Here is a 13,251-nt window from a genome sequence, read left to right as displayed (position 1 = left end):
TGTGTTGCTGCGGGAGTGGAATTCTACTCAACCGCCTTCTCGAGTCAAGCCTTATTTTCAAAGGCTTTTCGAGGTTACCGACGAGGTTGTTTGCGTTGCCGCTTGCCCTGTCGATGGAGGCGCATTATAGGGAACAGATTCTTTCTGGCAACCCCTTATCTGCAATAAAATTGCAAAAAACAGCACTTTTTTAGTTATTCATATCCAGGCACAGCTTTTATACAAACTTATCCACAGAAACACCCTTCTGGTTGCTAGAATGGCCGAAAACAAGGAGGCCAAGATGGACTTGCGACTGAGACCCTACAAGGGAAAATGCCCGCAACTGGGCAAACGGGTGTATGTAGACCCCTGTGCGACCTGGTGGGAGATATCCAGCTGGCCAGCGATGTTTGGATGAAATGAAAGACAATTCACCATTTCGCCAGGTCAGGAACAACTCTTACTTCCTATATAGAAGAAGTTGAATAATGAGTTGAGGCAGTTGAGGCAGTTGAGGCAGTTGAGGCAGTTGAGGCAGTTGAGGCAGTTGAGGCAGTTGAGGCAGTTGAGGCAGTATCAGAATGGATTAAAAGAAAAGCCGGGACAAGCCCGGCTTTTTCTTTATCACTCAGCAGCTGCTTCAGCAGCGGCCGGGCGGTCTACCAGCTCAATATAAGCCATAGGGGCGTTGTCGCCTGCACGGAAACCGCATTTCAGAATGCGAGTATAACCGCCGGCGCGCTCCAGGTAGCGCGGGCCCAGTTCATTGAACAGCTTAGCCACGATCGCGTTATCGCGAGTACGGGCAAATGCCAGGCGACGATTAGCAACGCTATCAGTCTTGGCAAGGGTGATCAGCGGTTCAACTACACGACGCAGCTCTTTTGCCTTAGGCAGAGTCGTCTTGATGATCTCATGACGAACCAGGGAGCTGGCCATGTTGCGGAACATTGCCTGACGATGGCTGCTGTTCCGGTTCAGTTGACGACCACTCAAACGATGGCGCATGACCTTATCCTTCTAACTAAATCTGTGAAACCCGTAATCTGGATTACTCGTCAGCGATGCTGGCGGGCGGCCAGTTCTCAAGGCGCATGCCAAGAGACAGACCACGGGAGGCCAACACGTCCTTGATCTCAGTCAGGGACTTCTTACCGAGGTTAGGAGTCTTAAGCAACTCAACTTCGGTACGCTGTACCAGATCACCAATATAGTGGATAGCTTCTGCCTTCAGACAGTTCGCAGAACGAACTGTCAGCTCCAAATCATCGACAGGACGTAGCAGAATCGGATCAAACTCGGGTTTCTCTTCTTTCTTCTCGGGCACGCTGACATCGCGCAGATCCACGAATGCTTCCAGTTGCTCGGCCAAAATAGTGGCAGAACGACGGATGGCTTCTTCAGGATCCAGGGTACCATTGGTCTCCATGTCGATGACCAGCTTGTCCAAGTCGGTACGCTGTTCCACACGTGCTGCCTCAACATTGTAGGCAATACGAACGATGGGGCTGAACGCGGAGTCCAACAGCAGGCGACCAATAGGACGCTCTTCATCATCGTTGTGAACACGAGCAGAAGCAGGCACATAACCACGACCGCGCTGAACTTTCAGGCGCATGCTGATTTCAGCATTGGCACCAGTCAGGTGGCAGATTACGTGCTCCGGGTTTACGATCTCGACTTCATCACCGTGAGTGATATCACCAGCGGTAACGGGGCCTGTTCCAGACTTGGTCAGGGACAGAGTTACCTCGTCCTTGCCTTCCAGCTTCACAGCGATACCTTTCAGGTTGAGCAGGATTTCAAGAATGTCTTCCTGTACACCTTCTTTGCTGCTGTACTCATGCAGTACCCCGTCAATTTCGACTTCAGTAACTGCACAACCGGGCATAGATGACAGCAAAATACGACGCAGGGCGTTGCCCAGCGTGTGACCAAAGCCACGCTCGAGTGGCTCAAGAGTCACTTTCGCATGAGTCGGGCTAACTTGCTCGATGTCAACTAGCCGCGGTTTAAGAAAATCTGTTACAGAACCCAGCATTGTGTCCTCTCTTTAGAAGCTAGCTTTACTTGGAGTAAAGCTCGACGATCAGCTGTTCGTTAATGTCGGCAGACAGGTCGGAACGCTCTGGCAGACGCTTGAAAGCACCTTCCATTTTAGCGGCGTCAACCTCTACCCAAGTCGGCTTCTCACGCTGACCAGCAACTTCCAGGGAAGCTTTGATACGCGCTTGCTTCTTAGCCTTCTCACGAACGCAGATCACGTCCTCAGGGGAAACCTGGAAAGAAGGAATGTTCACAACGCGACCGTTAACCATGATGGCCTTGTGGCTCACCAGCTGACGAGATTCAGCACGGGTAGCGCCGAAGCCCATACGGTAAACAACGTTGTCCAAACGACCTTCCAGCAGCTGCAACAGGTTTTCACCGGTGTTACCCTTTTGACGGGCAGCGTCGCGGTAGTAGTTGCGGAACTGTTTTTCCAATACGCCGTAGATACGACGAACTTTTTGTTTCTCGCGCAGCTGAACACCGTAGTCGGACAGACGCGCTTTACGCGCACCGTGCTGACCAGGGGCGGTGTCAATCTTGCACTTAGAATCAATCGCACGAACACCTGACTTCAGGAAGAGGTCGGTGCCCTCACGACGGCTAAGCTTAAGCTTAGGACCGATATATCTTGCCATCTTCTTTCTCCAACAATCCTAGACCAAGTAGCTACAGCGTTATACGCGGCGCTTCTTGGGAGGACGACAACCGTTGTGCGGGATCGGAGTCACATCAGTAATGTTAGTGATGCGGAAACCAGCCGCGTTCAGGGCGCGGATGGAAGACTCACGACCGGGACCCGGACCTTTGACCATGACTTCCAGGTTCTTGACGCCATATTCTTTGGCCATCTCACCAGCGCGCTCTGCAGCTACCTGAGCAGCGAACGGGGTGGACTTACGAGAACCACGGAAACCGGAACCACCAGAAGTAGCCCAAGACAGAGCATTGCCCTGACGGTCAGTAATGGTCACGATTGTGTTGTTGAAAGATGCATGAACGTGCGCAATACCGTCGCTCACTTGCTTTTTAACGCGCTTGCGAGCACGAGTCGGAGTTTTAGCCATTTTCTACCTTCCCGTTACTTCTTGATAGCCTTGCGCGGACCCTTACGGGTACGAGCGTTGGTCTTGGTACGTTGACCACGAACAGGCAGGCTACGACGGTGACGCAAACCACGGTAGCAACCCAGATCCATCAATCGCTTGATGTTCATGGAAATCTGACGACGCAGGTCACCTTCAACGGTGAATTTACCTACTTGTTCACGCAGACTCTCGATCTGAGCTTCGTCCAGGTCTTTAATTTTCACATTCTCAGCGATACCGGCTGCGGCACAGATGGCCTTGGAGCGGGTACGACCGACGCCATAAATAGCAGTCAAAGCGATGACTGCATGCTTATGGTCAGGAATGTTAATGCCAGCGATACGGGCCACTATTCACTCCTACATATAGTAGATTACGACCACCACAAAGCCCGTGAGCGGATACGTGGCGGTCAACCAATACACAACAAAAGTTGGCTGGCTATATTAGCCAGCACAACTATTTGTTGCAAGTACTAACCGTAAAAAATTAGCCTTGGCGCTGTTTATGCTTTGGCTCGCTGCAAATCACACGCACCACACCGTGACGCTTGATGATTTTGCAGTTACGGCAGATTGCCTTAACGGAAGCACGAACTTTCATTGCTTAACTCCGTAACTACGCCGACCTTTAGCGGCCGTAGCCCTTCAGGTTGGCCTTCCTCAGGACGTCGCCATATTGATGAGACATCATATGGGTTTGTACCTGAGCCATGAAGTCCATGATAACTACCACGATAATCAGCAGCGAAGTGCCACCGAAGTAGAACTGTACGTTCCAGGCAGTCATCAAGAACTGGGGTACCAGACAGATAAAGGTTATATAGAGCGCACCTGCCAATGTCAGGCGAGTCATAACCTTATCGATGTAACGTGCTGTCTGCTCGCCCGGGCGAATCCCCGGGATAAAGGCTCCACTCTTCTTCAGATTATCTGCTGTCTCGCGGGGGTTGAACACCAGCGCGGTATAGAAGAAGCAGAAGAAGATAATGGCTGCTGCATACAGCATTTCGTAAAGCGGTTGACCCGGCTGCAGGACCATAGAGACCTGTTGCAGGATATCAGCTACTTTACCCTCGCCCTGACCAAACCAAGAGGTAATGGTCCCTGGGAAGAGGATGATACTGGATGCGAAAATCGCAGGAATCACACCAGCCATATTCACTTTCAACGGCAGGTGTGTGCTTTGCGCGGCAAATACCTGGCGGCCTTGTTGACGTTTGGCATAGTTAACGACGATACGACGCTGACCACGCTCCACGAACACCACAAAGTAAGTCACTGCGAAAACAATCAAGCCCAGCAACAACAACAGCAGGATGTGCAATTCCCCTTGACGTGCCTGTTCGGCCGTAGCGCCAATGGCATGCGGCAGACCAGCAACGATACCTGTGAAAATAATCAACGAGATACCATTACCAATCCCACGCTCGGTAATCTGCTCACCCAACCACATCAAAAACATGGTACCGGTGACCAGACTCACAACCGCTGTGAAATAGAAGCCTAGACCCGGATTAGTCACGAGTCCATGCATCATATTCGGCAGACCGGTTGCAATACCAATGGCCTGGAAAGTTCCCAAAACCAGCGTGCCCCAACGGGTATATTGGCTAATCTTGCGACGGCCGGATTCACCTTCTTTCTTGAGTTCAGCAAGAGCGGGGTGAACCACTGTCAGCAGCTGGATAATGATCGATGCCGAAATGTACGGCATGATCCCCAACGCAAGAATAGAAGCACGCGAGAGTGCACCACCACTGAACATGTTGAACATCTCAATGATGGTGCCCTTCTGTTGCTGGAACAACTCGGCCAGTACGGCGGCGTCAATACCAGGAATCGGCACATAAGAGCCTGCACGGAAAACGATAATCGCCCCGAGAACGAAGAGCAGACGGCTCTTCAGTTCACTCAGACCACCCTGTGCTTTAACATCCAATCCTGGTTTCTTAGCCATTGTACTGATTATTCCTCGATTTTACCGCCAGCGGCCTCGATGGCTGCGCGTGCACCTTTGGTGACGGACAGACCACGAACGGTCACAGCACGGTCAATGTTGCCTGACAGAACAACTTTAGCGAACACGATGTTCTTAGTAACAACACCGGCTTGCTTCAGAGTGCTCAGGTCGACCACATCACCTTCTACCAGGGCGATTTCGTTCAGACGCACTTCGGCAGAAACCAAAGATTTGCGAGAGAAGAAACCGAACTTCGGCAGACGGATTTTCAAAGGCATCTGGCCACCTTCGAAACCGTTGCGAACTTTGCCGCCACCGGAACGAGAGGTTTGGCCTTTAACACCACGACCACCAGTCTTGCCCAGGCCGGAGCCGATACCACGACCACGACGTTGTTTTTCAGGCTTGGAACCAGCGGCCGGAGACAGAGTGTTCAGACGCATGCTTAGCCCTCCACCTTAACCATGTAATAAACCTGGTTGATCATGCCGCGTACGCAAGGAGTATCTTCCAGCTCAACGGTGTGACCAATGCGACGCAGACCCAGACCACGCAGAGTCGCCTTGTGCTTTGGCAGACGGCCGATAGAGCTGCGAGTTTGAGTTACTTTTACAGTGTTAGCCATGTCGCATTACCCCAGAATTTCTTCAACGCGCAGACCACGCTTGGCAGCGATCTGTTCCGGTGATTGACCGTGAACCAGAGCGTCTACAGTAGCGCGAACAACGTTGATTGGGTTGGTGGAACCGTAGGTCTTGGCCAGCACGTTGTGGATACCGGCAACTTCCAGAACAGCACGCATAGCGCCGCCTGCAATGATACCAGTACCTTGGGAGGCCGGCTTCATGAACACGGTGGAGCCAGAGTGAACACCACGCACCGGGTGGTGCAGAGTGCCGTTGTTCAGCTCAACCTTGTTCAGGTTACGCTTAGCCTGTTCCATTGCTTTTTGAATAGCAGCCGGAACTTCACGGGCTTTACCGTAACCGTAACCTACACGGCCGTTACCATCACCCACCACGGTCAACGCGGTGAAGGACATGATACGACCACCTTTAACAGTTTTCGAAACACGGTTTACTGCAATGAGCTTTTCTTGCAGTTCGCCGGCTTGAGATTCGACTTTAGCCATCTTCGACTCCTAGCTTAGAACTGAAGACCAGCGTCACGTGCGGCAGCTGCCAGGGCAGCGATGCGACCGTGATACTTGAAACCGGAACGATCGAAAGATACGTTCTGAACGCCTTTGGCAATAGCACGCTCAGCGATAGCCTTACCTACAGCGGTAGCAGCATCTGCGTTACCGGTGTATTTCAGAGCTTCACTGATGGCTTTCTCTACTGTGGAAGCAGAGGCCAGAACTTCGGAACCGTTGGCTGCAATAACCTGCGCATAGATATGACGCGGGGTACGGTGAACAACCAGACGGGTAGCTCCCAGTTCCTGCATCTTTTTCCGAGCACGAGTAGCACGACGGAGACGAGCTGCTTTCTTGTCCATAGTGTTACCTTACTTCTTCTTAGCTTCTTTAGTACGCACTTGCTCGTTGGCATAGCGTACACCCTTGCCCTTGTAGGGCTCCGGAGCGCGGTAAGCACGGATATCGGCGGCGACTTGGCCAACCAGCTGCTTGTCGACGCCACGCAGAACGATTTCTGTAGCAGTCGGGCACTCAGCGGTCACACCAGCCGGCAGCGCATGCTCTACCGGGTGAGAGAAGCCCAGAGCCAGCGCAACAGCATTGCCCTTGATGGAGGCTTTATAACCTACACCAACCAGCTGCAGCTTGCGCTCGAAGCCTTGGGTAACACCGATTACCATGTTGTTGACCAATGCACGGGCAGTACCGGCCTGAGCGTCAGCACCAGCGATGCTGCCGCGCGGGGCGAACTTCAGTACATTGTCTTCTTTGGTCACTTCTACACCGGCGTGAATAGAGCGAACCAGAGAACCTTTACCACCTTTGATGGTCAGTTCCTGGCCGTTCAGAGTCACCTCTACGCCAGCAGGAATAGTGACGGGTGCCTTAGCAACACGAGACATTTCCTACCTCCTATTAAGCGACGTAGCAGATGATCTCACCGCCCATGCTTGCTTTGCGAGCAGCACGGTCAGTCATCACACCTTTAGACGTGGACACGATAGCAACACCGAGACCGCCCATAACTTTCGGCAGATCAGTAGTGCGCTTGTAAATACGCAGGCCTGGACGGCTTACGCGTTGGATCAGTTCTACAACTGGCTTGCCCTGGAAATATTTCAGTTCAATTTCCAGTTCCGGCTTCACGTCACCAGCTACGGAGTAGCCAGCGATGTAACCTTCTTCTTTCAGCACTTTGGCGATAGCCACTTTCAGCTTGGAAGAAGGCATGGAAACCGCAACTTTGCTCGCCGCCTGACCGTTACGGATGCGGGTCAGCATATCCGCGATCGGATCTTGCATGCTCATAAGTCTAACTCCCGAGATTCGTTACCAAGAAGCCTTCTTCAGGCCCGGAATTTCGCCCTTCATGGCATGCTCACGCACCTTGATGCGAGACAGGCCAAACTTGCGCAGGAAACCGTGCGGACGACCAGTAATATTGCAACGGTTACGCTGGCGGGACGGACTGGAATCACGGGGCAGCTGTTGCAGTTGCAGTACAGCATCCCAACGCGCTTCTTCAGAAGCGTTCATGTCAACGATGATAGCTTTCAGCTCGGCACGCTTGGTCGCGTACTTGGCTACCAGCTTGGCACGCTTTGCTTCGCGCGCTTTCATGGATGTTTTAGCCATAACCCTAACCTTACTTGCGGAATGGGAAGTTAAAGGCAGCCAGCAGAGCACGGCCTTCTTCATCGGTATTCGCGGAAGTGGTGATGGTGATATCCAGACCACGGACGCGATCGACTTTGTCATAGTCGATTTCCGGGAAGATGATCTGCTCACGCACGCCCATGGAGTAGTTACCACGACCGTCGAACGCTTTAGCGTTCAGGCCACGGAAGTCACGGATACGCGGTACGGAGATGCAGATCAGCCGTTCCAGGAACTCCCACATACGCTCGCCACGCAGGGTTACTTTACAACCTATCGGGTAGCCTTCACGAATCTTGAAGCCCGCAACAGATTTGCGAGCTTTGGTGATCAGCGGCTTCTGACCGGAAATGGCAGCCATATCGGCAGCAGCATTTTCCAGCAATTTCTTGTCAGAGATCGCTTCACCAACACCCATGTTCAGGGTGATTTTCTCGATCCGAGGGACTTGCATGATAGTCTTGTAACCGAACTGCTTGGACAGTTCATTTACTACATCGGATTTGTAGTAATCATGCAGTTTCGCCATCGTTAAACTCCAATTACTTCACAAGTTCGCCGGTGGATTTGAAGAAACGGACTTTTTTGCCGTCTTCAATCCGGAAACCAACGCGGTCAGCTTTGCCAGTGGCAGAGTTGAACAGCGCTACGTTTGATACATCGATGGGGGCTTCTTTGGTGACGATACCGCCAGCCTGACCCAGTGCGGGTACCGGCTTCTGGTGTTTCTTCACCTGGTTGATGCCTTCCACGATTACCTTACCTTTTGCAATCAGGACTTGAGTGACTTTGCCACGCTTGCCCTTGTCTTTGCCGGTAAGAACAATCACTTCGTCTTCGCGACGGATTTTAGCTGCCATCGTTCGACTCCTTACAGTACTTCGGGTGCCAGGGACACAATCTTCATGAACTTCTCATTACGCAGTTCACGGGTCACCGGGCCAAAAATACGAGTACCGATTGGCTGTTGGTTGTTGTTAAGCAACACAGCCGCATTGTTGTCGAAACGGATGACAGAGCCGTCCGGACGACGAACGCCTTTACGGGTGCGTACGACCACCGCGTTATACACATCACCTTTCTTCACTTTACCGCGAGGAATGGCTTCCTTGATGGAAACCTTGATGATGTCGCCGATGCCGGCGTAACGGCGGTGCGAGCCACCCAGAACCTTAATACACATTACACTGCGAGCGCCGGAGTTGTCGGCAACACCCAGCATACTTTGCATCTGGATCATCTTAGTGCTCCGCTTTGTTTACTTCTTATCCCTAATGGGATCTGGCTGCCTTCAAAAGGCGCGAAACTATAACACAGGATTTTCAGAAAAGGTAGCCTAAAAAACAAACGGCCCCTGAAAGGGGCCGCTTGGACTACAAAGTACCGATTAGGCCTTTTCTACAACGGCAACCAGGGTCCAGGACTTGGTCTTGGACAGCGGGCGGCATTCGCGGATTTCCACGAGGTCGCCAGCTTTGCACTCGTTGTTTTCGTCATGTACGTGCAGCTTGGTAGTGCGCTTGATGATCTTACCGTAGATCGGGTGCTTTACCTTGCGCTCGATAGCAACAGTGATGGACTTGTCCATCTTGTCGCTGATTACACGACCTTGCAGAGTACGGATCTTGTCAGTCATTACGCACCTGCCTTCTCAGTCAGTACAGTCTTGATACGTGCGACGTCACGACGCACTTGTTTCAGAGTGTGAGTCTGAGCCAGCTGGCCGGTGGACGCTTGCATGCGCATGTTGAATTGCTCACGCAGCAGGCCCAGCAGCTCCTGGTTCAGTTCTTCGACGCTCTTTTGACGCAGATCTTGGGCTTTCATCACATCACCGTCTTAATTACGAAAGTGGTCTGAACAGACAGCTTAGCTGCGGCCAGGGCAAACGCTTCACGCGCCAGAGCCTCAGGTACACCGTCCATCTCGTACAGAACCTTGCCAGGCTGGATCGGGCAAACCCAGTATTCCACGTTACCCTTACCTTTACCCATACGAACTTCGAGGGGCTTTTCGGTGATGGGCTTGTCCGGGAACACACGGATCCAGATCTTACCTTGACGCTTAACGTGACGGGTCATGGCACGACGGGCTGCTTCGATTTGACGAGCAGTCAGTTGACCACGGGATGTCGCCTTCAGGCCAAAGGTACCGAAGGATACTTCGTTACCAGAGGTGGCCAGACCGCGGTTACGACCCTTGTGGGTCTTGCGGAATTTAGTACGCTTAGGTTGCAACATTTACCGAATCTCCTTACTTAGCAGCGCGGCGCTTGTTGTCACGCTTGGGCTTTGCAGGAGCTTGCTCTTGAGCAGCGGCAGCGTTAACAGCAGCCAGACCGCCCAGAACTTCGCCCTTGAAGATCCAAACTTTAACGCCGATCACACCGTAAGTGGTGTGGGCTTCAGAAGTTGCGTAGTCGATGTCGGCACGCAGGGTGTGCAACGGCACACGACCTTCACGGTACCATTCGGTACGCGCGATTTCAGCGCCGCCCAGACGACCGGAAACTTCCACTTTGATGCCCTTGGCACCCAGGCGCATTGCGTTCTGTACGGCGCGCTTCATAGCACGACGGAACATTACACGACGCTCCAGCTGGGAAGTGATGCTGTCGGCAACGAGTTTGCCATCCAGCTCCGGCTTGCGGACTTCGGAAATGTTGATCTGAGCAGGCACGCCAGCAATAGTGGCTACAGCTTTGCGCAGCTTCTCAACGTCTTCGCCTTTCTTACCGATGACAACACCCGGACGAGCGGTGTGAATGGTCACACGGATGCTCTTGGCCGGACGCTCAATGGTGATCTTGGACAAGGACGCGTTTTTCAGTTCCTTGGTCAGGAACTGGCGTACTTGAAAATCGCTGTACAGGTTGTCAGCGAAGTCTTTGGTGTTCGCGAACCAGGTAGAATTCCAAGGCTTGGTAATACCCAGGCGAATGCCATTAGGATGTACTTTCTGACCCATTGCTTATCTCCCAGCCTTAGCGTCGGATACCACTACAGTGATGTGAGCGGTACGCTTGAGGATACGATCCGCACGACCTTTGGCACGCGGACGGATGCGCTTCATGGAGGGACCTTCGTCGACCATGATAGTAGCAACACGCAGCGCGTCGATATCGGCGCCTTCGTTGTGCTCAGCGTTTGCAATGGCAGATTCCAGCACTTTCTTAACCAGCACTGCAGCCTTTTTCGGGCTGAAGGTCAGGATATTCAGAGCCTTGTCTACGGACAGACCACGTACTTGATCGGCTACCAGACGAGCTTTCTGGGCAGAAGTACGGGCATAACGGTGTTTAGCGATAGCTTCCATCATTTATCCCTTAGCGCTTCTTAGCCTTCTTATCAGCAGCATGGCCGCGATAAGTACGAGTCGGTGCGAATTCACCCAGTTTGTGACCGATCATTTCTTCGGTAACGAAAACCGGAACGTGCTGACGACCATTATGGACAGCGATGGTCAAACCGATCATGTTCGGGATGATCATTGAACGACGGGACCAGGTTTTAACCGGCTTTTTATCCCCGCTTTCCACCGCTTTCTCTACCTTCTTCAGCAAGTGCAGGTCAATAAATGGACCCTTCTTGAGAGAACGTGGCATGGTGATTCCTCTATGTTAACAATTACTTGTTACGACGACGTACGATGTACTTGTCGGTACGCTTGTTCTTACGGGTCTTGAAGCCTTTAGCCTTCTGGCCCCATGGGGACACAGGCTGCATGCCCTTGTTACGACCCTCACCACCACCGTGCGGGTGGTCAACCGGGTTCATCGCCATACCGCGAACGGTCGGACGAATACCACGCCAGCGGTTTGCACCGGCTTTACCCAGTTGACGCAACATGTGCTCGGAGTTACCGACTTCACCGATGGTAGCGCGGCACTCGGCCAGAACTTTACGTACTTCGCCGGAACGCAGACGCAGAGTTACATAGTTACCTTCACGAGCCAGGATCTGGATGAAAGTACCAGCGGAACGAGCCAGCTGGGCACCTTTACCAGGCTTCATCTCTACAGCGTGAACGGTAGAACCAACCGGGATGTTGCGCATCGGCAGGGCGTTACCTACCTTGATGGCTGCATCAGCACCAGAAGCGATCGCGTCACCAGCTTTCAGGCCTTTCGGAGCCAGGATGTAACGGCGCTCACCGTCTGCATACAACACCAGAGCGATGTTAGCGGTACGGTTCGGATCGTATTCCAGGCGCTCTACTTTAGCCGGGATACCGTCTTTGTCGCGCTTGAAGTCGACGATACGGTAGTGCTGCTTGTGACCACCACCGATATGACGGGTAGTGATACGGCCGTTGTTGTTACGACCACCGGACTTGCTTTTGCTGTCCAGCAGAGCGGCGAAGGGCTTGCCCTTGTACAGCTCTTGATTGACGATCTTGACGACGTGGCGGCGGCCCGGAGAAGTAGGCTTGCACTTAACGATTGCCATTTTTGAGAACTCCTCTTACTCGGCTGCGCCCATGAAGTCGATGTCCTGACCAGCTTTCAGGGTCACATAAGCCTTTTTCCAATCGGAACGACGGCCTACGCGTGCACCTGCGCGCTTGGTCTTACCCTTCATGTTCAGGGTACGGACGGTCTCAACTTCGACCTCGAACAGTTTCGCAACTGCAGCTTTGACTTCCGCCTTGGTAGCATCAACAGCAACTTTGAACACGATAGTGTTCTGCTTTTCTGCAACCATGGTGCTCTTTTCAGAGATGTGCGGAGCCTTCAGAACTTTCAGCAGACGCTCTTCACGGATCATGCCAGCATCTCCTCGATTTGCTTAACTGCGTCAGCAGTCATCAGAACCTTGTCGAAAGCGATCAGGCTGACCGGGTCGATACCGGCAACGTCACGCACGTCAACTTTGTACAGGTTGCGAGCAGCCAGGAACAGGTTCTCATCGACTTCAGCAGTCACGATCAGAACGTCAGTCAGTTCCATTTCTTTCAGCTTGGCGATCAGTTCTTTGGTCTTCGGAGCTTCGATGCCGAACTTCTCAACAACGATCAGGCGCTCTTGACGTACCAGCTCGGACAGAATGCTACGGATAGCGCCGCGGTACATCTTCTTGTTTACTTTCTGGCTGTGATCTTGCGGCTTAGCAGCAAAAGTCACACCACCGGAACGCCAGATGGGCGAACGGATGGAGCCAGCACGGGCACGACCAGTACCCTTCTGACGCCACGGCTTTTTGCCGCCACCAGACACTTCAGAGCGAGTCAGCTGCGCACGAGTACCCTGACGGGCACCAGCGGCATATGCAACGACGACCTGGTGAACCAGAGCTTCGTTGAATTCGCGCCCGAAGGTAGTCTCGGAAACTTCAAGAGCGCTCTTGGCGTCTTTCATTACCAATTCCATTACTA

27 protein-coding genes and 1 pseudogene are annotated in these 13,251 nt (G+C 52.7%); 2 read left to right on the top strand and 26 right to left on the bottom strand.

From position 1 onward, the window contains the following. Window positions 1-194 (top strand): hypothetical protein (locus NOM06_RS11430; protein WP_255911673.1); only part of this gene is annotated, 194 nt, incomplete at its 5' end. A 65-nt stretch (window positions 195-259) separates the two neighbouring features. Further along, window positions 260-396 (top strand): annotated as a pseudogene (locus tag NOM06_RS11425) (gamma carbonic anhydrase family protein); the annotation flags it as partial. Between the two features lie 210 nt (window positions 397-606). Here NOM06_RS11425 and rplQ read toward each other — a convergent pair. The 26 genes from rplQ to rplD form a co-directional block, all read right to left on the bottom strand. Continuing rightward, window positions 607-990, bottom strand: coding sequence for a 50S ribosomal protein L17 (gene rplQ / locus NOM06_RS11420; protein ID WP_005307999.1), 384 nt, complete (start codon window positions 988-990; stop codon window positions 607-609). Between the two features lie 43 nt (window positions 991-1,033). Then, on the bottom strand, window positions 1,034-2,023 hold the full coding sequence (gene rpoA, locus NOM06_RS11415) for a DNA-directed RNA polymerase subunit alpha (RefSeq protein ID WP_005307997.1): 990 nt from the start codon (window positions 2,021-2,023) through the stop codon (window positions 1,034-1,036). 25 nt (window positions 2,024-2,048) lie between these two features. Then, window positions 2,049-2,669 (bottom strand): 30S ribosomal protein S4, encoded by a 621-nt coding sequence (rpsD, locus tag NOM06_RS11410; protein ID WP_005340600.1) that lies wholly within the window; start codon window positions 2,667-2,669, stop codon window positions 2,049-2,051. Window positions 2,670-2,708: 39 nt separating this feature from the next. Next, entirely contained in the window at window positions 2,709-3,098 is a 390-nt protein-coding gene (rpsK, locus tag NOM06_RS11405; RefSeq protein ID WP_005307993.1) for a 30S ribosomal protein S11, read from the bottom strand. 14 nt (window positions 3,099-3,112) lie between these two features. After that, a complete protein-coding gene (rpsM, locus tag NOM06_RS11400; RefSeq protein ID WP_005307991.1) occupies window positions 3,113-3,469 on the bottom strand; it encodes a 30S ribosomal protein S13 in 357 nt (118 codons plus the stop codon). A 139-nt stretch (window positions 3,470-3,608) separates the two neighbouring features. Beyond that, window positions 3,609-3,722, bottom strand: a complete 114-nt coding sequence (gene rpmJ, locus NOM06_RS11395; RefSeq protein WP_005319705.1) for a 50S ribosomal protein L36 — start codon at window positions 3,720-3,722, stop codon at window positions 3,609-3,611. A gap of 27 nt (window positions 3,723-3,749) precedes the next feature. Next, window positions 3,750-5,078, bottom strand: coding sequence for a preprotein translocase subunit SecY (gene secY / locus NOM06_RS11390; RefSeq protein WP_005340602.1), 1,329 nt, complete (start codon window positions 5,076-5,078; stop codon window positions 3,750-3,752). An 8-nt stretch (window positions 5,079-5,086) separates the two neighbouring features. Next, window positions 5,087-5,524: a 50S ribosomal protein L15 gene (gene rplO / locus NOM06_RS11385; protein WP_005340604.1), complete on the bottom strand. Its 438-nt coding sequence runs from the start codon at window positions 5,522-5,524 to the stop codon at window positions 5,087-5,089. Window positions 5,525-5,526: 2 nt separating this feature from the next. Continuing rightward, on the bottom strand, window positions 5,527-5,706 hold the full coding sequence (rpmD, locus tag NOM06_RS11380) for a 50S ribosomal protein L30 (protein WP_005307985.1): 180 nt from the start codon (window positions 5,704-5,706) through the stop codon (window positions 5,527-5,529). Window positions 5,707-5,712: 6 nt separating this feature from the next. Beyond that, the gene (gene rpsE, locus NOM06_RS11375) at window positions 5,713-6,213 is read right to left on the bottom strand and encodes a 30S ribosomal protein S5 (protein WP_005340605.1); all 501 of its coding nucleotides are present in this window, start codon (window positions 6,211-6,213) and stop codon (window positions 5,713-5,715) included. 14 nt (window positions 6,214-6,227) lie between these two features. Then, window positions 6,228-6,581, bottom strand: a complete 354-nt coding sequence (gene rplR / locus NOM06_RS11370; RefSeq protein WP_005340606.1) for a 50S ribosomal protein L18 — start codon at window positions 6,579-6,581, stop codon at window positions 6,228-6,230. A gap of 9 nt (window positions 6,582-6,590) precedes the next feature. After that, window positions 6,591-7,124 (bottom strand): 50S ribosomal protein L6, encoded by a 534-nt coding sequence (gene rplF, locus NOM06_RS11365; protein WP_005340607.1) that lies wholly within the window; start codon window positions 7,122-7,124, stop codon window positions 6,591-6,593. 13 nt (window positions 7,125-7,137) lie between these two features. Next, complete coding sequence (gene rpsH, locus NOM06_RS11360; protein ID WP_005307980.1) at window positions 7,138-7,530, bottom strand: 30S ribosomal protein S8; 393 nt, start codon at window positions 7,528-7,530, stop codon at window positions 7,138-7,140. A 21-nt stretch (window positions 7,531-7,551) separates the two neighbouring features. After that, the gene (rpsN, locus tag NOM06_RS11355; RefSeq protein WP_005340609.1) at window positions 7,552-7,857 is read right to left on the bottom strand and encodes a 30S ribosomal protein S14; all 306 of its coding nucleotides are present in this window, start codon (window positions 7,855-7,857) and stop codon (window positions 7,552-7,554) included. A gap of 10 nt (window positions 7,858-7,867) precedes the next feature. Beyond that, entirely contained in the window at window positions 7,868-8,407 is a 540-nt protein-coding gene (gene rplE / locus NOM06_RS11350) for a 50S ribosomal protein L5 (protein ID WP_005331162.1), read from the bottom strand. Window positions 8,408-8,420: 13 nt separating this feature from the next. After that, window positions 8,421-8,738: a 50S ribosomal protein L24 gene (rplX, locus tag NOM06_RS11345; protein WP_005307977.1), complete on the bottom strand. Its 318-nt coding sequence runs from the start codon at window positions 8,736-8,738 to the stop codon at window positions 8,421-8,423. Window positions 8,739-8,749: 11 nt separating this feature from the next. Further along, window positions 8,750-9,118, bottom strand: a complete 369-nt coding sequence (rplN, locus tag NOM06_RS11340; RefSeq protein WP_005307975.1) for a 50S ribosomal protein L14 — start codon at window positions 9,116-9,118, stop codon at window positions 8,750-8,752. Window positions 9,119-9,265: 147 nt separating this feature from the next. Continuing rightward, window positions 9,266-9,514 carry a 30S ribosomal protein S17 gene (rpsQ, locus tag NOM06_RS11335; RefSeq protein ID WP_005307966.1) on the bottom strand — a complete coding sequence of 83 codons (249 nt, stop codon included), beginning with the start codon at window positions 9,512-9,514 and terminating at the stop codon, window positions 9,266-9,268. Continuing rightward, entirely contained in the window at window positions 9,514-9,705 is a 192-nt protein-coding gene (rpmC, locus tag NOM06_RS11330; protein WP_005307965.1) for a 50S ribosomal protein L29, read from the bottom strand. Before rpmC ends, rpsQ begins: the two co-directional genes overlap by 1 nt. Beyond that, window positions 9,705-10,118 (bottom strand): 50S ribosomal protein L16, encoded by a 414-nt coding sequence (rplP, locus tag NOM06_RS11325; RefSeq protein WP_005340612.1) that lies wholly within the window; start codon window positions 10,116-10,118, stop codon window positions 9,705-9,707. Before rplP ends, rpmC begins: the two co-directional genes overlap by 1 nt. A 13-nt stretch (window positions 10,119-10,131) precedes the next feature. Beyond that, window positions 10,132-10,845 carry a 30S ribosomal protein S3 gene (gene rpsC / locus NOM06_RS11320; RefSeq protein WP_005307962.1) on the bottom strand — a complete coding sequence of 238 codons (714 nt, stop codon included), beginning with the start codon at window positions 10,843-10,845 and terminating at the stop codon, window positions 10,132-10,134. A gap of 3 nt (window positions 10,846-10,848) precedes the next feature. Continuing rightward, window positions 10,849-11,193, bottom strand: a complete 345-nt coding sequence (gene rplV / locus NOM06_RS11315) for a 50S ribosomal protein L22 (protein ID WP_005319741.1) — start codon at window positions 11,191-11,193, stop codon at window positions 10,849-10,851. A 10-nt stretch (window positions 11,194-11,203) separates the two neighbouring features. Further along, window positions 11,204-11,482, bottom strand: coding sequence for a 30S ribosomal protein S19 (gene rpsS, locus NOM06_RS11310; protein WP_005307960.1), 279 nt, complete (start codon window positions 11,480-11,482; stop codon window positions 11,204-11,206). A gap of 22 nt (window positions 11,483-11,504) precedes the next feature. After that, entirely contained in the window at window positions 11,505-12,326 is an 822-nt protein-coding gene (gene rplB / locus NOM06_RS11305; RefSeq protein ID WP_005340614.1) for a 50S ribosomal protein L2, read from the bottom strand. Between the two features lie 15 nt (window positions 12,327-12,341). Continuing rightward, the gene (gene rplW, locus NOM06_RS11300; RefSeq protein WP_005307955.1) at window positions 12,342-12,644 is read right to left on the bottom strand and encodes a 50S ribosomal protein L23; all 303 of its coding nucleotides are present in this window, start codon (window positions 12,642-12,644) and stop codon (window positions 12,342-12,344) included. Beyond that, on the bottom strand, window positions 12,641-13,246 hold the full coding sequence (gene rplD, locus NOM06_RS11295) for a 50S ribosomal protein L4 (RefSeq protein WP_005340616.1): 606 nt from the start codon (window positions 13,244-13,246) through the stop codon (window positions 12,641-12,643). The genes rplW and rplD overlap by 4 nt, the downstream gene beginning before the upstream one ends. Window positions 13,247-13,251: the final 5 nt, after the last annotated feature.

The organism is Aeromonas sp. JL9 (assembly GCF_024436075.1).
Lineage (GTDB): Bacteria > Pseudomonadota > Gammaproteobacteria > Enterobacterales > Aeromonadaceae > Aeromonas > Aeromonas veronii.
The sequence above is the reverse complement of the archived record's forward strand: the minus strand, read 5'-3'. Positions and strand labels throughout refer to the sequence as shown.